The sequence below is a fragment of the Neptunomonas japonica JAMM 1380 genome, from assembly GCF_016592555.1.
Taxonomy (GTDB): Bacteria; Pseudomonadota; Gammaproteobacteria; order Pseudomonadales; family Balneatricaceae; genus Neptunomonas; species Neptunomonas japonica_A.
On sequence record NZ_AP014546.1, the window covers coordinates 3,876,412 to 3,897,328 of the forward strand.

At 42.7% G+C, this 20,917-nt stretch carries 18 protein-coding genes; 9 read left to right on the forward strand and 9 right to left on the reverse strand.

All coding sequences use genetic code 11. From position 1 onward, the window contains the following. Positions 1-45 precede the first annotated feature (45 nt). The 3 genes from NEJAP_RS18325 to NEJAP_RS18335 all read left to right on the forward strand — a co-directional run bounded on the left by NEJAP_RS18325 (position 46) and on the right by NEJAP_RS18335 (position 5,880). A complete protein-coding gene (locus NEJAP_RS18325) occupies positions 46-3,504 on the forward strand; it encodes an acyl-[ACP]--phospholipid O-acyltransferase (protein WP_201348536.1) in 3,459 nt (1,152 codons plus the stop codon). Between the two features lie 194 nt (positions 3,505-3,698). Further along, a complete protein-coding gene (locus NEJAP_RS18330) occupies positions 3,699-3,932 on the forward strand; it encodes a helix-turn-helix domain-containing protein (RefSeq protein ID WP_201348537.1) in 234 nt (77 codons plus the stop codon). Next, positions 3,925-5,880, forward strand: coding sequence for a DUF2075 domain-containing protein (locus NEJAP_RS18335; RefSeq protein WP_201348538.1), 1,956 nt, complete (start codon positions 3,925-3,927; stop codon positions 5,878-5,880). Before NEJAP_RS18330 ends, NEJAP_RS18335 begins: the two co-directional genes overlap by 8 nt. 405 nt (positions 5,881-6,285) lie before the next feature. Here the strand turns inward: NEJAP_RS18335 and NEJAP_RS18340 are convergent, their stop codons facing one another. Then, a complete protein-coding gene (locus tag NEJAP_RS18340) occupies positions 6,286-6,774 on the reverse strand; it encodes a hypothetical protein (RefSeq protein WP_236590994.1) in 489 nt (162 codons plus the stop codon). Between the two features lie 328 nt (positions 6,775-7,102). Here NEJAP_RS18340 and NEJAP_RS19570 point away from each other — a divergent pair, with 328 nt between their 5' ends. The 3 genes from NEJAP_RS19570 to NEJAP_RS18355 all read left to right on the forward strand — a co-directional run bounded on the left by NEJAP_RS19570 (position 7,103) and on the right by NEJAP_RS18355 (position 8,783). Then, on the forward strand, positions 7,103-7,369 hold the full coding sequence (locus tag NEJAP_RS19570; RefSeq protein ID WP_201348540.1) for an AlpA family phage regulatory protein: 267 nt from the start codon (positions 7,103-7,105) through the stop codon (positions 7,367-7,369). Between the two features lies 1 nt (position 7,370). Next, positions 7,371-7,952, forward strand: coding sequence for a hypothetical protein (locus NEJAP_RS18350; protein ID WP_201348541.1), 582 nt, complete (start codon positions 7,371-7,373; stop codon positions 7,950-7,952). A 231-nt stretch (positions 7,953-8,183) separates the two neighbouring features. Beyond that, complete coding sequence (locus NEJAP_RS18355) at positions 8,184-8,783, forward strand: hypothetical protein (RefSeq protein ID WP_201348542.1); 600 nt, start codon at positions 8,184-8,186, stop codon at positions 8,781-8,783. Between the two features lie 16 nt (positions 8,784-8,799). Here the strand turns inward: NEJAP_RS18355 and NEJAP_RS18360 are convergent, their stop codons facing one another. From NEJAP_RS18360 to NEJAP_RS18380, 5 genes are all read right to left on the reverse strand, one after another. Further along, the gene (locus tag NEJAP_RS18360; protein WP_201348543.1) at positions 8,800-9,438 is read right to left on the reverse strand and encodes a hypothetical protein; all 639 of its coding nucleotides are present in this window, start codon (positions 9,436-9,438) and stop codon (positions 8,800-8,802) included. After that, positions 9,435-10,346, reverse strand: coding sequence for a tyrosine-type recombinase/integrase (locus NEJAP_RS18365; protein ID WP_201348544.1), 912 nt, complete (start codon positions 10,344-10,346; stop codon positions 9,435-9,437). The genes NEJAP_RS18360 and NEJAP_RS18365 overlap by 4 nt, the downstream gene beginning before the upstream one ends. Before the next feature lie 101 nt (positions 10,347-10,447). Beyond that, positions 10,448-10,993: a hypothetical protein gene (locus tag NEJAP_RS18370; RefSeq protein WP_201348545.1), complete on the reverse strand. Its 546-nt coding sequence runs from the start codon at positions 10,991-10,993 to the stop codon at positions 10,448-10,450. After that, positions 10,993-11,409, reverse strand: a complete 417-nt coding sequence (locus NEJAP_RS18375; RefSeq protein ID WP_201348546.1) for a DUF2787 family protein — start codon at positions 11,407-11,409, stop codon at positions 10,993-10,995. Before NEJAP_RS18375 ends, NEJAP_RS18370 begins: the two co-directional genes overlap by 1 nt. A 631-nt stretch (positions 11,410-12,040) precedes the next feature. Beyond that, entirely contained in the window at positions 12,041-13,009 is a 969-nt protein-coding gene (locus tag NEJAP_RS18380; protein WP_201348547.1) for a zinc transporter ZntB, read from the reverse strand. 300 nt (positions 13,010-13,309) lie between these two features. On the opposite strand from NEJAP_RS18380, the gene mgtE reads away from it, so the two are divergent. After that, positions 13,310-14,668, forward strand: a complete 1,359-nt coding sequence (gene mgtE / locus NEJAP_RS18385) for a magnesium transporter (protein WP_201348548.1) — start codon at positions 13,310-13,312, stop codon at positions 14,666-14,668. Positions 14,669-14,710: 42 nt separating this feature from the next. After that, on the forward strand, positions 14,711-15,574 hold the full coding sequence (locus NEJAP_RS18390; protein WP_201348549.1) for a mechanosensitive ion channel family protein: 864 nt from the start codon (positions 14,711-14,713) through the stop codon (positions 15,572-15,574). Positions 15,575-15,603: 29 nt separating this feature from the next. On the opposite strand, the gene NEJAP_RS18395 is transcribed toward NEJAP_RS18390, so the two are convergent. Genes NEJAP_RS18395 through rimK form a run of 3 tightly spaced genes read right to left on the reverse strand, consistent with a single transcriptional unit; the run spans position 15,604 to position 18,049 of the window. Beyond that, the gene (locus tag NEJAP_RS18395) at positions 15,604-16,038 is read right to left on the reverse strand and encodes an ATP-dependent zinc protease (RefSeq protein ID WP_201348550.1); all 435 of its coding nucleotides are present in this window, start codon (positions 16,036-16,038) and stop codon (positions 15,604-15,606) included. A gap of 49 nt (positions 16,039-16,087) precedes the next feature. Then, on the reverse strand, positions 16,088-17,119 hold the full coding sequence (locus tag NEJAP_RS18400; RefSeq protein ID WP_201348551.1) for a succinylglutamate desuccinylase/aspartoacylase family protein: 1,032 nt from the start codon (positions 17,117-17,119) through the stop codon (positions 16,088-16,090). Positions 17,120-17,143: 24 nt separating this feature from the next. Then, on the reverse strand, positions 17,144-18,049 hold the full coding sequence (gene rimK / locus NEJAP_RS18405) for a 30S ribosomal protein S6--L-glutamate ligase (RefSeq protein WP_201348552.1): 906 nt from the start codon (positions 18,047-18,049) through the stop codon (positions 17,144-17,146). Positions 18,050-19,327: 1,278 nt separating this feature from the next. Here rimK and dptF point away from each other — a divergent pair. Then, positions 19,328-20,917, forward strand: a complete 1,590-nt coding sequence (gene dptF, locus NEJAP_RS18410) for a DNA phosphorothioation-dependent restriction protein DptF (RefSeq protein ID WP_201348553.1) — start codon at positions 19,328-19,330, stop codon at positions 20,915-20,917.

The window sequence follows — 20,917 nt, forward strand, 5'->3', positions numbered from 1 at the left end:
TCGCCAATACTGGATGGTATACGAATCACAGCAAGGGATAATCTGATGGATAAACTGCTCAAAATCACTGGCTCTTTAGCTTATTTAGCGGCAGTGTTTCTTAACGCCTTTGTAGACTTGGGCCATAAGATTGTTATTCAAAACACTATCTTTAAAGTTTACGATGACCAAACTCAGGTTATCCTAACGGCGATTATTAACGGCTTAATCCTGCTACCTTTTATCTTACTGTTATCGCCGTCTGCGTTTGTTGCCGATAAGTATCCAAAAAACCACGTGCTCAAAGTCGCCGCTTGGTTTGCACTAGGGCTCACCTTAGCCATTACCTTTTGTTACTACCAAGGCTGGTTTTGGGCGGCGTTTGCAATGACCTTTTTACTGGCCGTGCAATCCGCCTTTTATTCACCGGCCAAGTACGGCTACATTAAGCCTCTTTTTGGAAAGGAAGGTTTAGCGCCCGCTAACGCGATGGTGCAAGCCGTTACTATCATTGCCATTTTGGCAGGCACCGTGGTGTATTCCCTCTTCTTTGAAACGCTTTATCCCGAGGGCGCTACCGATAGCAGTACTATTCTCCTCGCTATCGCGCCATTGGGGTGGATCTTGGTGCTCAACGCAGCACTGGAGCTACTCGCCATGTATCGCTTGCCTACACTAGAGCAAGGCGAGCCTTCCAAGCAGTTTTCAGTACCGGATTACGTTAGAGGCAAGCTCGTTGCTAACAACCTTAAAACAGTCAACAGCCGTGCCGTCATCCGCTTATCCATCATTGGGCTGGCAACCTTTTGGTCTGTGGGGCAAGTGCTTTTAGCGACGTTTCCATCTTACGCAAAAGATAGCTTTGGTATTACCAACACGGTCATCATTCAGGGCGTGCTCGCGTGTACGGGGCTTGGTATCGTATTTGGATCCTGGTTAGCAGGGCGGGTATCACGACACCATATTGAAACAGGCCTCGTTCCCGTGGGTGCATTAGGTGTGGCTCTGAGCTTATGGCTGCTGCCAAGCATCACAACACTACAAGGGCAAGCACTGCTGTTTACGGCGGTAGGTATCTTCGGCGGGTTATTCATTGTTCCCCTAAATGCCTTAATACAATTTCATGCTGAAGATGATGAAATGGGGAAAGTGCTCGCCGTTAATAACTGGGTACAAAATGTGGCTATGGCGAGCTTTTTAACACTCACCGTGGTGTTTGCTCTACAAGGGTTCGAAAGCCGGACTCTGCTACACATTATCGCGGGTGTGGCACTCATCGGTGGTGTTTATACCATCGTAAAACTACCGCAAAGCTTGGTGCGCGTTATTCTTAGCTCACTCATGAGCAGACGCTACCGAGTTAAAGTACAAGGGCTAAAGAACCTCCCTAGCAGTGGTGGCGTACTCTTGTTGGGCAACCATATTAGCTGGGTTGATTGGGCCATTATTCAGATCGCTAGCCCTCGCCCCATTCGATTTGTCATGCTGAAATCCATTTACGATAAATGGTATCTCAACAGCTTTCTAAAAATGATGGGCTGCGTACCTATTCAACAAGGAAAAACAAGCAAAGACTCCTTAACTAAAGTAACCGAGGCACTTAATGCTGGCGAGGTTGTGTGTATTTTCCCCGAAGGTAGCATTAGCCGTACCGGCCACCTGGCTGAGTTTCGCCGTGGCTATGAGCTAGCCTGTAAAGAAGCAAACGCTAACGTAAGCATTGTGCCGTTTTACCTTCGTGGCCTATGGGGCAGTAAATTCTCACACTCTTCTGAGCGGCTAAAGCGCTATAGCGCGCGTGGTATAAAACGTGATCTTGTAGTGTCTTTTGGCGCTCCGTTAGATAAAAACACGACTGTTGATGTGCTTAAACGCCGAGTATTTGATCTCTCTATCAGCTCTTGGCAGAAGCATGTTGCACAACTACCCACATTATCCGAAGCATGGATCAATACCGCCAAGCAGCAAGGCACTGATCTAGCCATTGCAGATACAACGGGGGCAGAGCTTTCAGGTTTGAGCGCTCTGGCTGGAGCCATGGGCATGTCTCACCGTATTGGCAAACTCAGCCCAGAGAAGCGAGTCGGCTTATTGGTCCCGACCAGTGCCGGTGGTGTGCTCGCCAATATGGCGTCTCTCATGGCAGGTAAAACCGTTGTAAACCTAAACTACTCAGCCTCCACCGATGCACTGATATCTGCGGTTAAACAAGCACAGATCAAAACTATTTATACCTCTGAGCGGTTTGTTAAAAAGCTGGAAAAACGCGGTGTGGATCTCGCACCACTGTTTGACGGTGTACAGATTGTTTATCTAGAAGAGATGAAAAAGACTATTGGCAAAGGAGAGCTACTCGGCCATTGGCTAATGGCGAAGCTTCTTCCTGCATCGTTACTGGCACGTTTAGTGTGTAAACAACGTGACCCGCTTGCAACGGCCGCTATTCTCTTTTCAAGCGGCAGTGAAGGTGCACCCAAAGGCGTTATGCTCAGCCATCGCAATATAATGGCCAACGTTAAACAAGCGGCCGATGTGCTCAACATGAATGATGATGACGTTATCATGGCCTCATTACCCTTGTTTCATGCGTTTGGTTTAACCGTTACTCAGTTCTTGCCCTTGATCGAAGGCTTACCGATGATCTGCCACCCCGATCCAACAGACGCACTAGGGATCGCTAAAGCTGTGGCCAAGCACCAAGCAACCGTCATGTGTGGCACCTCAACCTTCCTTAGGCTTTTTGCCCGCAACCACAAAGTGCACCCGCTTATGTTTGATAGCTTACGCATCGTTGTTTCTGGGGCGGAAAAGCTCAATACCGATGTACGCGATAGCTTCCAAATAAAATTTGGTAAGCCAATCCTTGAAGGATATGGCTGTACTGAGACTACACCCGTTGCCAGCGTAAACCTGCCTGATGTACTTGATACGCAATATTGGAAAGTACAAAAAGGCGGAAAACAAGGCACCGTGGGCATGCCGCTACCAGGCACAAGCTTCAAAATAGTCGACCCAGAAAGCTACACAGAGCTAGCCACAGGCGAAGCGGGAATGATCCTCATTGGTGGCGTGCAAGTGATGCAGGGCTACCTAGACAACCCCGAGAAAAATGCTGAAGTCCTAAAACAAATTGAGGGCGAGCGCTGGTATGTAACCGGCGATAAAGGCTCAATCGATGAACAAGGCTTTTTAACGATTTTGGATCGCTACTCACGCTTTGCCAAAATAGCAGGCGAGATGATTAGCTTAAGCGAACTAGAGCAAAACGTGCGCAACGCAATACCTGAAAAAGATATAGAGCTTGTTGCTATCAACCTTCCTTGCAACAAAAAAGGTGAGTCGATCACACTACTCTATGAGGGAGATTTAGAAACAACCGAAGTAAGGCAAGCAATGTTAGCGAATGGCGTTAGCGGTTTAATGATCCCGTCCAATTGGGTAGCCGTGGATACAGTGCCTAAGTTAGGATCGGGAAAAAACGATTTTGCAACGGCGAAGCAATTGGCACTGAGCGAAACGGCGTAAAGCACTGCAAAAAATACCGAGCCTCTGCGGCTAACAGGCTCGGTATTTTGTGATGAGTGCCAACGTATACATATACATGCCCCTGACACTTGCTTTCTACAGTATATGAACAGAGCCACTTAATGTGACTTATAGTCCGTAGACTCTTTGTCTACACATAGCAATCATGAAGGAAATCATCAGAAGGTCTCTTCATGGACGAACAGTTACTGCTCTGCTTCGGATCTCATATCAAATCTATCCGTATATCACAGCAACTATCACAAGAGCAGCTGGCGCTCAAAGCGGGCTTGGATAGAACATACATTAGCGGGATAGAGCGTGGAAAAAGGAACGTAAGCCTCGTTAATTTGGTAAAACTTGCTAAGGCACTTAACCTACCACTATCCGGCTTAATGTCATTCGACACTGGCTTTAGCAATGACTAAACGCGCATTTTATACCGATTCACTTAACCAATTTCTAACAAAAGCACCTACTGAAATTTCAGGTGAAATTAGTAGCCAGCATACGCAAACAATCCAGTATCAAGCAACCAGAGCATGGTTAGCTGAAATAGAAATTTTACAATCTCAACTTAAAACTCTCATAAATGAGACGGCAGCTATATTCTTTGAATTTATGATTCCTAGAATGGGACGAAGAGCTGATGTGATACTAACTTACCATGGGCTTATTTTTGTTTTAGAGTTCAAAATAGGCTCATCAGATTTTTATCTAGCAGATAAACGGCAAGCTCATGGGTATGCTCTGGATCTTAAAAATTTTCATCGCGGTAGCCATAACAAGTGCATCATCCCTATATTAGTTGCAAGTGAATCTCCTGATAACAGCATCAACATCACCTTAGCCAAAGATCATGTTGCCGAAACTGTTTGCATTAGTAAGAACCAAATTTCAGAAACAGTTTTGCTAGCAACAAAGCAATTTGCACATCCGCCTTTTGATGATAAACAATGGGCTTCGTCTGGTTATTTGCCAACACCAACAATAATAGAAGCTGCTCAAGCGCTATATGCCAACCATGAAGTTTCCGATATAGCTCGAAGTGAAGCTGACACACAAAACCTTGGAGAGACTAATAGACAACTTCTCGAACTTATCCGCAGAGCAAGAACTTATCATAAAAAAATAATCTGTTTTGTGACGGGTGTACCTGGCGCAGGAAAAACACTTGTTGGCTTAAACATTGCCAGCACACATTCAAACCCTAATGAAAAAGAATATTCGGTATTCCTGAGCGGAAATGCTCCTCTGGTCTCTGTATTACAAGAAGCTCTAGCACAAGATAGACATATCAGAACTAATGAGAAAATTTGCGATGCAAGAAGGCACACTGAACAGTTTATCCAAAACATCCACAAATTCAGGGATGACGCTCTAGATGGAAAAAAGCCACCTGAGCAAGTGGCTATTTTTGATGAAGCCCAGCGCGCATGGGATGCAAAGCAAGCCAGTAAATTCATGCAACAAAAACGTAATCAACCTGATTTTAATAAATCTGAACCTGAGTATCTAATTGAAGTAATGGATCGTCACGAGGAATGGGCTGTCATTGTAGCTCTTATTGGTGGTGGCCAAGAGATCCATACAGGGGAGGCAGGCTTAGCCGGCTGGTTAGCTGCACTGGAAGAGCGTTATAAACTGTGGGAAATATACACGTCAAAGGAGCTACTCAAAGGCGAGTACGTGTCTGAAGGAGTATCCAAAGAAGCACTAATAAAAGCTCATAACCTTACTAGCTTACATTTAGCGACTTCAATGCGCTCATTTCGGGCAGAACATCTATCTAGCTTTACTCATTTTTTAGTTTCTGGAAGCAACTCACAAGCTTACGCAGTTAACCGTACTCTATTCGAAAGCTTTCCAATAAAGGTAACTAGAGACTTGAAAACTGCTAAACAGTGGTTACGAAATAAAACTAGAGCTACAGAAAGTATGGGAATGATTGCATCATCTAATGGAATAAGGCTTAAAGCTAGCGGCATTTTTGTTAAAAATAAAATAGAGCCCAGAGACTGGTTTTTAAAACCACCTGAGGATATTCGCTCAGCTAGTTTTCTAGAAGATGTAGCCACAGAGTTTGATATACAAGGCTTAGAACTCGACTGGTGCTTGGTCGCATGGGACGCTGATTACCGATTCCAAGCAGGTAAATTTCAGCACTGGCAATTTAAAGGAAGTAAGTGGCAAAAGCGCATTTCAGAGGAAAGTCAAAAGCATTTGGTCAATGCGTACCGAGTACTATTAACAAGGGCCAGACAAGGCATGGTGATTTTCATCCCCAAAGGGGATGAAAATGATATGACACGATTACCGAGCTTCTACGAGGGTACATATCAATACTTATTAAAATGCGGTATTGAGACTATCTAACAGCTTATTCAATATTTTGAATTTGCTTATTGATCATAAATCTCAACCATTTGTTTTAAATGAATATATTTAAATATAAAGCTAGTTAAAACCACCATATGTCATACTTCCTGTCACCTTTTTAACTTGCACTCTCTTGATACAAATTGGAACCATATGAATTGAGAGCACATAAATCACCACTGCACGCTCGACTATCAACCAAGTAAGACTTCTGTAATATACAAAGTGCTTCGATGTATAAGACTAATTACCTTATACCAATGAAGACTTGGGGAAATAGTTTGAAGGACTTTTATACATGTGATTTTGGTCACGCATACATAATTTCACCTCATAATGCTCCACTTCCGCCGATAAGCGCTTATAGTCTAGCTAGAGATTTCGGTCTCTATATTTGATTCACTAAGATTCAAATTTTACTATATGCCAATCGCCTTCAAATTTATGTCGATGCCATTTCAGCAATATAGTAATGGCATCATTATATGAATTAAGCTTGTTGCTATCTCGAATTCTTTGTAACTGATCTCTAACCGCTAAACTCACGTCCACTGAGCAACGTCCCTCTCCCTGCTCCCTATTTTTTCTTCGTGATCTTGCCTTTCTGACTCTATCAATTATTTTTTTCCATTCCTTTATTCTCGAGTCTTTCTCATAAAAGAACTCTCTTCCTTTATTGATAATACTTTCTATCTCCTTTTTTCTTTTTCGATTTAGATAAAAATCCTGACTAGCGAGCTGACCATTCAGCATTTGGATTTTCTTTTTCAGTCGACGCCTTAGTTTCTGATTGTGATTTTCTTGGGCACTACTATCGACGCTCAATGCTATAGCTTGTAGAAACATTAAAGCATCGCTTACATGACCATCCACTAATTTTATTTCCTTCACCATAGCCCCCGGTACTTGTTAACTAACATTTTTTAGAAAGCGCACAAATATTGTGGTTCACATAATATTAAAAGCAGACCTAACGTGACTGAGTCCTGATATGTAACCCTTACTTATAAGCGAGACCTGTCACGCTATAATAATATTATGAGTATCGCTAAATACCAGGACTCAGTCACGGCAAATAGTCATGAATTTTTTGACTTTATAACTTCAGGTTTTTTAAGAACACGCAACATACTGATAAATAAGAAAATTATACGATTTTTATAATAGAAAAAGAAAACTGTAAAGAACCTTGTCATTAATCGAACGAGGTTTTCACATCATGAAACAGCAAGAAAAAACTGCATCTAGTACGCAACACTATCCACTAATAACTGCGCAGATCGTAACGCTAAATGACGTGATTAAGGCAACAAGCCTATCGCGCTCAACAATTTACCGTATGGTAAAAAGCGGAACCTTTCCACAACCCTTAGCCTTGACTAGCAAGCGATGTGGTTTTTATGCACATGAAGTAAACGAGTGGATAAGCAGCCTACCACGGGGAATAGAACTTAAAGGCAACTTAAGCTGTGTGGAGGATTTCTGAGATGGCTAATCAAAGTAAGGTAAACGCCAGCAAAAGCAAGAAGCGCCTTAGAATCGAAGCAACCATTTCAGGCCTGCCTGAGAAGTTAACTCTGGTTAAAGCTGTTAATGCTTGCAGTGAAGGAGTTTCTCAAACAAGGCAGATGATTTACACCATTTACAAAGATAATCTCTGGGATGAAAAATACGCTAGTTTCGACGAACTTGTAGAGAAAGAACTGCAGGACATATGTGGGCGTAGTAACGCTTACAGGCACATTAATGCAGCCAAGATTGACGTGATCTTAAGTTTTGATATTGGAACCGTGCCAATAACGACTGCAGAGCTACTTCACAAGAAAGGAAGAACTGGAGCTCAAGTACGGCATATTTGGAAACTTGCAGCAGAGGAGCTAGATCCTCAGACGCTGCCTAGGACTAAGGCAGTCAAAGAGGCTATTGAAGCATATGAGAATTTTGAGTCAGGCGTCACTTGGATTAATGCAAAACACAAACCGCACTCCTTACTTCATAGCCTAAGCCCGAAGGAAAAGAAAAAGCTTTGTAAGTCAATGAAAGCACTCACCGAACAACTGCAGACATAGTGCTACTAAATCGGGGATTCTCATGCCTGGAATCCCATATTTTTATCCTGTTCTAAAAAACTGTAAATAGTAATTTAACAAAGCTAGATTAGCAGCGATGCCACAGTGGCGGGAACCAACCAAGAGTCAGCATAGCTACTGGAGGTCTGCAACAGGAACTGAAAAAATCAGTTCTTGATGCTCCCCCTGTGCCTACCAGCTATTCCTAGCCAATACCCTAAGGTAATAACCATGCTAAGTACCAACCACATCCGTATCGAAGACCTTGTAATAACCGTTAAGAATGGAGGCCCTTACACCTATTTTGTTACACTACCATTTTTAAAGCCATCAGGACGCCCGCCCCTGTCCTTAAATGAAAGTGTTGATGCTTTTAACTATGTAATAAAAGCCCTGAACCGTAAACTCTATGGCACCAATTGGTATGAACACGAAAAGCACATGAAAGGATACGTTTGTATAGAAGACCACAAGCTAGGTGGCTATCACTTCCACGCACTTATTCAGCGTGACCCAGTCCAGTTTAAAATGGATAAGCCAAACTTTCGTGAGTTATTCATAGAAGCGGCGCTTAGACTAAAACGAGTAGATCCAATTAAAAAAGCATTTACCTATAACATCACAGACCCCGAACATCTTGATGTATTGTATCTAGCTGACTTCATGCTTATTCATCAAGACGGCTACTTTCCAGGAAGGACTGACGACAAAGCATGGTATATCTTAAAGCAACGCCGAAAGCCCCTTTATAACGGGAAAAAGCGAGTTAATAGAATATACCCACTTGAAGACACAGGAATAAACTTAATTGAGTACAATGGAGGGCTGTGACAGCCCTTTTTTCACTCTATTCAATTAACCACACGGATACTCTTAACCGTTCACCCATAGCCTCATCCAAACAGAACCCGGCATGCACTTCTTTGCCGCTGCCGGCCTCTCCTGCGATACCTTCAGCCAAAGCTTTAACCGCTTCTTTTATCGTTAACCCACTATCAAGCACATCATTCACTTCGGCCAATAACGGCAGCGCATAATTACTCATGCCTGCCGTAACCACCACAAACATTAACCTAGCGTCTTGTAACCGATAGCCACACTTATTGGCATAATCGGTTATTTCAGTTTGCCAGAAATCCGTAAAAGACGGCTTATCCTCACTCACCATAGATAAGTAGCCAAAACCGATATCGCCCTCCTCAATAACCTGCCATAAATTGGCCGTCACATTGCTATTAAGCATCATGGTTCCCATCGGGTGCGGTTCATACTGCACTCTGATCATATCGAGTAGCGCCTGAAGATATTCATCTGGCCGATCAAATTGCCTGCTAACCTGGAAAGGGCATTTACCATCTTCTGCATAGTAGCGGCGAACGCCGTTCGTCACTTCAGGCAATTCTTCTTCACGCGTTAACTCCATTAAATCTCTAACCGATTGGTCTAGCTGCGATACCGCGCTGTAGAACACAGAACTATCGATCATAACCTTCTCCCTAAATTGTCTGTCAGCTTTCTCATGGCGCTGATCTGCGCATTACCTGAGCGCTTGTCATATCGTGTAGTCGTCGTTACCGAGGCGTGCCCTACCGCTTTTGAAACCGTACTGAGATCCGATCCCTGCTCCAACATTAAACTGACAAAGGTTCTGCGCAGATCATGCGGCCGCAAGTTATCAATGCCGATAGACTTTCCCCGATTTTTCACTATTCGATATATGGCATGCGCTGAAAGCGCTTTACTACTAGCGGTTCCCCTTACCTGTGTGAAGAACGGTGCATTAGCATCCGTAAACTCACATAAGGCAGCCCATTTTTTGAGCGTTTTAAGCGTGATCCCACTGATATCATGATGTCGGAGCTTACGCCCTTTACTCAATATATTGACCCTGTGGCCGTCAAAATTGAACGATCCATGCGTTAAACAGACTACTTCTGAGCGTCTCAAACCAGACGTGAGCATGAGCATCAGAATCGCGGAATCACGTATTCCTTTGACCGACGTATCTTTAGACACCTTTCTAATTAGCCGCCTTGCATCAGTAAGTGATAACGCTATTCCACTATTTTTAGCGTTACCTCTCACATTCTCTATCTGCGATATTCGCGCTAAATGCTCAGCCGTGATCAAATTCATTTTGAAGGCGGTTTGCAGTACGCCCCTGATAGCGGCCAATGTGGTGTTCACCGTACTAATAGATTTATGTGCTTCTAACAGATAAGTGCGGACGTAGATGAGTTGTTGGTATTCCAGCTCATGCCACGTCACCTCATCAATATCATGCTTACCCAACAGTATGGCGACTTGCTTAAGCTGGCTCCTCATTGATCGGCGTCCTGTCGGTGCCAAGGCCAGTAAGTAACACTCTACTGCCGATATGTTTTTTGCGTTCATAGTAAGTCCTTGAATGACCCACCGTCCTCAAATCGCAGACAGCCGAATGCCCGCACGTTGTGCATAAGAGTCTGAATTAAAGAGTAAGGTGGGTTAGGTAGTTAGTCGCGTCGGTAAACCAGAAAGGTATCGATGGGGCTGAGGTGATAATGGCGACTGCTGCTTTGATCTGAAACCGTACAGTCAACACGATCGAGCACATCATAATACTGTGAATCATATAGAATCATCGCGTCCTTGCTACATGAAGTAACGACCGTCCAATGATTAGCCAATCCTCTAATCTGTGTCAGCACAACACCTTTGCCTTCTGCACGCTTCAGAAAGTTTGATATGACGCGCCAGTAGGTAAACAGATTCCACTCGGGCACCGCTGTGTCATCAACAAGGCTTCTATAGCCCATCTGATATTCTGGTAGCAGTATATTCAGCAAGTTTTCTAATTCTTCGCAGGATAGCCCATAGGTCACTCGTGCCGACTGTCTGCCTTTACGTAGCTCTGTTGTGCGCGCCAATGACTCAGCAAACATACTGGAGAAAATCTCAAGATCAGTTTCTGGATGTAGCCAGCGAATTGAATTCAAGACGCTATAAATAGCGCTCCATTCATCTAAGTCCCCCTGAATTAACGGGTCTTCTTCGTTCATTATGCGAACTCCTCTGCAGAGATCTGAACCTTGAACACACCCATTTCTATGTAAGCACAGAAGTTGCTTTCCCAGAGGCGGTAGAATTCTTCAACACCTCTATCGGTAATCGGATACGAGCGATATTCATTGCTGTAGATTCGTTCACCGAAATCGAAATCTGTAGCCTTAGCGAGTTCCGCATACGCACCCTGACCGAAATACGTAAACTCTGTGATATAAGTAATTTCACCAATATCACTAATCCTAATCTCTACCGGGCGATACCCTCCTCGCTCAGCAGAATAGTCAGGATCTCTAAAATTGATGGTGACTGATCGATGCGGATAATCACCGGCCTCAGATAAGGCTGATACCAGTGCTTTCACAAGTTTTTCACCAACAGGGAAAGCCGTGGTTTTTGTCTTAATAGTCATGTCGAATACCTTTTAGCAGGCGTGAAGAAGCCTCCGGCATAGCCGGATAACAAAAACACGTATGAGATTTATATAGGAATTGAGTGCCGCACTAACTTGGACACCACGTTAAGTTGGACGCAAGAATCACCATATATCGTAATGATTCTTATTATCATTATAGCAAATTCCAGCTTAATCCTCGAGGAATACCCCAAAACCTAGGTACTTGAAGATACATCAGAAAAGATACACTAATGATCATTAGCGTGCCTTTTTACTGTTGCTAAACGACTTGGACTACCTATAGCTGTTTGAACTGTTAAACTTCCGGTGTCGACCCTAACCGGTCTTTAGCTCGCAAGTAATTTCAACCCAATTCACCTACTAGCTATGCCCTTCTTCATCACTTTCCCGAAGAGGTAACCTGTAATCAATACGGCACGTAGTTGTGTGAATACCACAGATAGATGAGCCATTTTTAACATAGATAAGTGAGCCAATCTAATGGCTATTCGCGGTTGATATGGGCAATGAGCCTAGTTTGTTGTCCATTAATCACGTGGTTAATAATAGTTCGTTGTTACTCCTCGTACACCAGTTTAGTGCTGGTGACGATACTATGGAAGCTTAGAGAAACACTCAGATTCAGTTATAGCCAACTCTTTATTTTAAATGCCCAAAGTATTACAGCTGTACCTGTTATTAGAGCACCTAAAAACACCCAAAATGCCATAGGGTTATCGCTACCAGGAATGCCGCCGACATTTACTCCTAAAAGCCCAGTAAGAAACCCAAGCGGTAAGAAAATTGCTGTGACGAGCGATAGCACGTACATGCGCTGATTCATCACATCGGTTGCACTATTGATAATTTCTTCATGTAAAACTGAGGCTCGTTCGCGTGCTTCATTGATCTCTTCAATATAACGGTGCAAACGCTCTCTGCTTTCACGCAGTTCCATTATATGTGTGTCTGTTAAAATATCAGACGGAATCTCTTGTAGTGCGTCTAGTGCTTCGCGCTGAGGCGCTAGATAGCGCTTAAGTGCTATCAACTTACGACGTAATCGTGACAACTGATCACGAAGGATTATCGTACTTCCCTCCAGCATCATCTCTTCGAGTTCGATAATTTGATCTTCAACCTGATCAATGGCACCACTCATGCGATTTAGTAAACGCTTACTCAATGAAGTTATGACGTCACCGGTTGTTTTAGGGCCCTTATTATCCAGTAAACTAGACCTGATCTCACGAATAGTTAAGAGAGGTCGATTACGTGTACTTATGACTCTATTTGTTTCTAGCCATAGCCTGATGGCTACCATATCCTCTGGATCTTCACCTGGGTTGAGATTAACGCCACGAAGAGCGAGCAATAGCCCTCCCGGATAAATGTCTGCACGGGGGCGTGTGTTTTCGTCCAGCAAAGCTTGTGCGGCAAGTGCATTTATTTTTGATTCATGAGTAATCCACTCAACAGCTTCTGAAATTGTATAATCAAGATGAATCCAAAGGACCTCTTCATTATTGGGGACTAAAGAAAGCGCCTCCTCCCACTGAAGCTCTCTACCACCTCCTTTTCCATCGAGTAATATTGCATGTATTAATCCTGTCATTTTTTAGCACCGATCTCTTGGGAGTAAATAGTTTAGCAATGGCTTGGTCGCTCTATCAATTTCAATTGTAGGTCTATTTTTAAGAAAGGTATCCCGAGTTTACTTTTCCTCAGTTGGTTCCTATACCTACAAGTTTGCTTACCCACCTTTGATGTTGAGTGATACATCTGTAATACGTGCAAATTTTCAAATAAGTATTTACTACTTAACGAAATATGGAGGCATAATATCTTCAATCCTTATTTTATGTTCTTTATTAGTTTTTCGCGTCGCGACGCCTCAAATAGAGTTAACTGAACCATGCAATCTATAACCTCCCATGAGTCAGAAAAAATCAGTGTTGAACGTGTTGTTAACGATATACACAACAACAATCTTTCCTTGCTTGGAGAATTTCTCGATACAAGCTCACCAGCAGAGATCGCTGATTTATTGGTATCGATATTGCCAACTCAAAGAACCATTATTTGGGAGCTTCTCAGCGAACCTAAAAAAAGCGAAGTCATCCCCTGGTTACGTGCTGACATTCGCCCTAGTTTGATAGGGGAGATGGATGATGCACAGCTTTTTGTGGCAGCTGAAGCGATGGACGTCGATGATCTTGCCGATGTTTTAGGGGATTTTCCCGACCAGGTAACTCAATCTATTATCGAAGCACTTGAAACAGATAATCGAAAACGTCTTGAAACGGTTTTGAGTTACCCGGAGGGAAGTGCCGGTCGCTTGATGCGTACAGAAGTTCTCAGTGTAAGAAAAGATGTGACATTCTCAGTTGTGTTACGTTGGTTAAGACGGCATGAAAAACTGCCATCGCTAACTGATGCTTTAATGGTAACAGATGCAGAAGGTTACTATTTAGGAAAACTTGAATTAGCTAATATCGTTACAGGTAGTCCAGAAACCAAAGTAATAGAGGCAATGGTTGGCACGGCAGAAGCCGTACGTTTTGATGCTAAAGAACACGAAGTAGCCACATTGTTTGAAAAACGAGAGCTTATTTCAGTAGCGGTGATCGATGCTGAAGGCAAGCTGTGTGGAAGAATTACGGTTGATGATGTTGTAGATGTTATTCGTCATGAAGCAGACCAAGCGTTTCTAAAGTCCGGTGGAGTTGCACAGGAAGAAGATCTATTTTCTCCCATTATTCCAAGTGCCCGGCGTCGTGGGGTGTGGCTAGGGATAAACCTGATTACAGTGTTTATGGCCGTTTGGGTTATTGGCTTATTTGAAGCGGCACTCAATCAGATTGTAGCATTAGCCGTATTAATGCCGGTGACAGCAAGCATGGGAGGTATTGCCGGTAGTCAGACTCTCACGCTGATCATTAGAGGCCAAGCTATGGATCAAGTGTCTCACTTAAATGCTCTATGGCTGGTGCGTAAAGAGCTTGCTGTGGGGGCGCTCAATGGCCTAGTGTGGGCTTTCTTAGTAGCGATCGTATCCTTACTGTGGTTTAAAGACACATACCTTTCGCTAATAATTGCCGTCGCACTGTTCATAAATTTACTGGTCGCCTCTCTTTCTGGAGTACTTATCCCATTGACGTTAAAACGAATGAAAATTGACCCTGCACTTTCAGGGGCAGTTATTTTAACGACGGTAACTGATGTGGTCGGTTTTTTAAGTTTCCTCGGATTGGCCTCAATATTTCTATTATGAATACAATTTATTTTATAACCATATATAAAATTGGGATAACCCATGATCGACTTTACTCTTAGCGACTTCCTTGTTGAGCACAAGTTGCTATCTTCGCTTACGTTTATTGTTTTAGCTTATTTCTTTAAACTATTGTTGGTAAAAGCCATCAGAGTGAGAAGCAAGGCAAAACGGGAAGATCGTCGTTATCTAATTAATTTAATTAAAAACTTAATTAACCTTACAGTTGTTGTTTTATTTTTTATCTACTGGTCAGCCGAACTACAAAAATTTGCATTTTCTGTGGCCGCATTTGTTGTAGCTATTGTTATTGCTACGCGCGAGTTTATTCAATGTATTATCGGATACATTTATATAGTTGCATCAAGACCATTTCAGGTTGGTGACTGGATTCAGGTCGGTCGCTATTACGGTGAAGTAACAGAAACTGACTGGGTACAATTGACCTTATTAGAGGTTGATATTGATTCATACAGTCACACCGGAAAAACTCTTTATTTACCCAACAGCATGTTGGTATTGAATACTATAAAAAACCTCAACTTCATGAAGCGCTATGCGACCCACACTTTCACAGTTACTCGGGACCAACGCGTAAATCTGTTTTTATTTAGGGATGAATTATTGGAGCGAGCAGCTGTTCACTGCCAAGATTTCTATGAAGTAGCACACCGGTATAATTCTTTGATAGAAAAACGCTTAGATGTAACGATTGCAGGCCCTGCCCCGACTATTACCATAGCAACATCAGATATTGGAAAAAACACAGCCAGTGTGACAATTTTTTGCCCTTCAGAACAAGCTTTGGATATAGAACAAAAAATAACTCAAGACTTTATGGAATTATGGTACTTAGAACTAAAAAATTCTAATGAAAATGGCATTCTGAGTACCGTATATACATAATTCAAGATCTCTAATTCAATAAGGCACTATTACTCTAGATTGGTGAGCAAATAGGTAGCTGAAGGGTCGACGAGTACTTTGTCACCCATTCCTTCACGCCCGAACAGCATTAGATAACTCATATCCGACCGATCCGTCAGTGTTATATCAATAGGCCATGACTCATTACCAAGATGTACAGTCGTTTTTATCACATAGCGCTCTTCAGATGTTCCATTCGATGATTTAACTCGCCTTATATCTTGAAGAGGAGCATCGCACTCTACAATATCTTCTACTTTATAAATATTGGGATGAATATCGAATTTTATCCAAGGCTTACCCGATTTTTTGTACCGAGACAAATTATCCACATGAAGTGAAGATGTTTTTGCGCCAGTATCTATACGCACTTGCAAATCAAAAATCCCTAGATCAGGGAGATCACAACTCTCAATACTGCCAATAATCATTTTATCTTTCATTAAACTCATACCTAGACCGGCGCAAAGCGTTGCTATTAAGGGTTGTAACTTATCTTGCTATATCCTGAATGGGTGGAGCCAAAGCGTCTTGCATCTCGCTTATCTTTTCTGCTATTTCAGCATCATCCTCTGAAAAAAATGCAATATGAAACATAGCATCCCCCTCCTGTACCAACGGAATATTTTGCTTACCTATGATAATGCCCGATTTATTTGCCGTAACAATATCAATCACTTCTCCAAAAGGGCTACCAATTTCAGCTAAGGGAGTCCCTTTTTGTACCTGATCACCCAGATTTTTAAGATCATGCACAATGCCACTGCAGTTTGCACGCACCCAAGAGCTGTGATTAGCAATATAGGGTGTGAGTATTTTTCTTCGAAGCTTACGGTTCACTAAGCCTAGATGCCTAATAACATTCAAGACACCTTTCACGCCAGCCTGTATAGATAGCTCATCAAACCGCAGTGCTTGCCCAGCTTCATAAAGAAGAATACGTGTATCCGACTCCACTGCCGCTTGCCGTAAAGATCCATCTCTTAGGTCTGCGTTTAATAATACAGGCACACCAAAAACTTCAGCGAGCGTACGGGTTTCTGGATCGTTAAGGTTCGCACGTATTTGCGGCAAGTTGGAGCGGTGAATTGCACCTGTATGTAGATCAATGCCGTAGTCACAATGCTTTACAATTTCCTCTAAAAAAATATCAGCCACACGCCCTGCTAAAGAACCTTTCGCTGATCCAGGGAAGCACCGGTTAAGGTCACGCCGATCTGGCATATAGCGACTTTGATTGAGAACGCCATATACATTCAACATAGGCACTAAAATCAATGTACCGCTACTGATCTTCAGCGACTTTAATTGAATTAAGCGGCGAATAATCTCAATACCGTTTAGCTCATCACCGTGTACTGCCGCCGAAACAAAAACGGTTGGACCCGGTTTTTTACTACGCCTCACATGCACAGGGATACAAATATCAGTATCTGTATAGAGCTTTGCTACCGCTATCTCAATCTGCTTCGTTTCTCCAGGCCTAACTGTGAAACCACCGATTATCAGGTCATTAGTTTCCATTACTTCTTACCATGTAGTCCTGATTCATCCTTTGCCTCGAGTCCGGTTGTTATTTGGTTTAGCATTAGCTTCTATAAAATCAATAATTAACCCAGCTACATCTTTTTCTGTAGCCAATTCAATACCTTCAAGACCCGGCGATGAATTAACCTCCATTACTACCGGCCCGTTTTTAGCCTGGAGTATATCGACGCCACAGACGTTTAACCCCATCACTTTGGCTGCGTTAACGGCAGTCGCTCTTTCTTCTCTGCTTAAGCGTACAAGTCTTGCTGAACCACCGCGATGTAAATTAGACCTAAACTCTCCTTCAGCACCCTGACGCTTCATTGCCGCTACGACTTTATTGCCAACCACGAAACACCGAATATCAGCCCCCCCTGCCTCTTCAATAAACTCTTGCACCAATATGTTTGCTTTTAGGCCCATGAAGGCTTCAATAATACTCTCGGCGGTTTTGTTGGTTTCTGCCAGAACCACGCCAATCCCTTGTGTACCCTCAAGTAGTTTAATTACAACAGGAGCACCACCAACGTTTGCGATAAGATCTTTAATATTATCGGGTTTATTCGCAAAACCTGTACGAGGTAACCCAACATCTTTACGGGATAATAGCTGCAATGAACGTAACTTATCGCGTGACCTACTTATTGCTACGGATTCATTGACACAGAACGTCCCCATCACCTCGAATTGACGAACAACTGCTGTGCCGTAAAAAGTAACAGATGCCCCTATACGAGGAATAACTGCATCATAGTAGGGCAGCTCTTCACCGTGGTAACGTACAGCCGGTCGGCTTCGAGTAATATCCATATAGCAATGTAGAGTGTCTATGATATCAACTTGATGTCCACGGGACTCTCCGGCTTCTTTCAAGCGACGAGTAGAATACAAATTCTCATTTCGAGAAAGAATTGCAATTCTCATAATTATGTTCCTTATGAAAAGTAGACTATGTCAGAGTGTTTTTAGCCAGCATTGTTGAGAACAACGAATTCACGCGGCAGTACCACAACACGAATTAGGCTTGTTTTCTCTAAGTGAAAGTCAGTATTTTGCGTTAAGTAAACCACACACCTTATGCCAAAAAAGGTGCACATATGATGTGATAGAGGTTAAAAAATGGGCACTTTTTGGACTGTATTTAGATATATGGTTAGAGAAAAAACAGTCTTATCAGAGCTTACTTATACTCCCTCTGCCAAGAGGAAGTCTACGTATTTCTCAAAAGCTAAAACAAATAATAAAAATTTATTATCAGCGGTATTAGAGAAGGTACGAATAAGTCCAATATTTTAATTTTTACTTCCCTATCTATGCGGCCGGTAGAGTAGCAAAAATAACTTGTTCGCAGGTTCTCTATCACTCGTTCAATAAAAGATCTAGCTGAATATCCGCCGTTTATAATAGATTACAGACAACAAGAAGAAGTATTAGAATAGATTGTTTTTTAGTTTCTAAGTCTACTGCATGTTCCGGCAATATTGTCCCCTTGAATTAAAATATGAAGTGACAACAAGCCTGAGACAACTAGAGAATGGTTGTTCATGTTGAGCCAGAATATGCACTTTGCCCTGACCAAGAAGGCGAGAAAGGGGAATACCGGGGACAGTTTACTTAATTCAACCATCGCGTAATCATAAAGGCACTGGGATTTACAATTGGCACCGAATAATTTCTGATTAATCTCGGGAGTTTTAAAGTATCTATTTATGTCTGGTATTGGCACTTACCTGCCAAAACGATTTCACGTAACTCAAAGCCCTATAGTCGCAAAGCGACCTAACCAGTCAAAATCATCCCAACTATTGAACCACCCCTGACATGAAGTCATAGCAATAAAACCTAGTCGTGGAGTTCAAATGACTTACTGGCGACAGTAAGGAAAACCGCGCACTAAAGTAAGAAGCCTGATGAGACTTTGCGTTCGTGTTCAGGCTGCGGCTGAGGATCTAATGATATAGGCACGTTAATGATGATTAACGTACCTAACGGCCCAATCTCAACACCCTCTTTTCTGTCCCAAGACAAAAGTTCTAAAAACAGATACCAATTAAAGAGTTAGGCTAGATACACAATCAGTTAGGCATGTTAATCTCGAAACATACATTGAAGCCGATGCAATAATAAAGCTTACAAAGTTCGTACTGCTCCAATATAGATGAATCAGTAAGCTGACGGTATGCAACCACACATGGATATAATATGGATCTAAGGAAGGCTCTTGCTGTTTTATCAAAGTCATCGCCCAATGCTGTAACTACGGCTGGGGAGATTATCGACCCTGAACTACGAGCTATCAAAAACTATCTCTACGTAGAAACCGAGATAGAAGTAGTCTTCAAGCAAGAATTGAATGATATACAGGAAAATGACGTCATCTTCTTGTGTGGAAGTAGCGGTGACGGAAAGTCAGAAATTTTGACTCGTTACAGTGAAAAGCACGAGAAGCTGGTTGATTTTCATCTTGATGCAACCCATAGTTTTGATCCCTCCCATACTGCAATAGACACTCTTAACGATCGGTTTACCAAGCAAAAAACTAGCCGTAGGCCTCTGGTTATAGGTATTAATATTGGCATGCTGGCTAACTTTGAACGCGAAGGTGCTGATGAGCACTGCACTGTCAAAGCAGCCATTAAGCAATTTCTTAACACTCAGGAGTCCAGTGACCGTTTTACTTTTCTGGACTTTGAAGCCTTCCCTAAGTTTAAGATTGAAGGAACAGAAGTTTCATCTGCCTTTTTTAACGCTTTATTGGATCGAGTGGTCAGAGATGATCAAGGCAACAAGTTTCGAGATTGTTTCAACCAAGCGCTTGCGTTAAATCAAGATAAAAAGCTTATTGCTAACGTCCTCCTGCTGCGTGACCGTTCGGTACAAAAAGTTGTGGTCGAACTGTTACTAAATGCTCGTATTCGGCAAGATCAGTTTGTTACCGCACGGATGCTACTCGACTTTATCTACTGCATTCTGACAGGCTCAGGGTATCTGTTTGATAACCTGTTCAAGGGCGGAGATAACGAGCTATTGAAAGCAATGGTTGCATTTGACCCTAGCGTAATTCGCAATCGCGACATCGACCGATTTATTTTAAATCGAACACTGGATATCGAGGATACCGAATACCAGCTCTTTATTGATGAAATTGAAGCAAAGTACTCCGTCATAGGAACGTTGCAGGCAAGCTCTGCCATCCGTCTGTTTTATCTACTAAAACAAACGGGTATTGAACATAACTACCACAAAAAATTTAAGTCTTCGTTCCATGAAAAGGGCGAGCTTCTGTACCGAGAAATCTGGGCTCTGCACAGAAATTATGCGGGTGACAAAGAAGACAAGATAAAGCTGCGTCGCTTCTATGATGACGTCGTCTTTGCTGCCATTGAGCTCTATGCCAACCGCAATGCCCCATACTTGTCTAAGGATGAGTTTTATCTATCCTCTCATGGCTCCTGCGATCTCGCTTCTGAGATTGAATTAAGCGTAAATCATGAGGCTATCGAGGGCGCTGCGTGTAAGGATATACATGCCTTTTATCTTCACTTTTCGGTTAATGATAAGAAGCTAGAGCCCCTGCCTGTAAACGTCAACCTGTTGACATTAATGCTCGATGTAGTTGAAGGTTACCGCCCCAACAAACATGACAAAAATAGTGTTGTATTACTGGATGAACTAGTTAGCCATATCACATCTTTAGTAAGTAATACCGAAGTACTTTACCTCTATCGGGATGGACAGCGCGTCAAAGTTAAAGCTCATACCGATGGTGATATTCGAGTGAGTGGGTTGTAA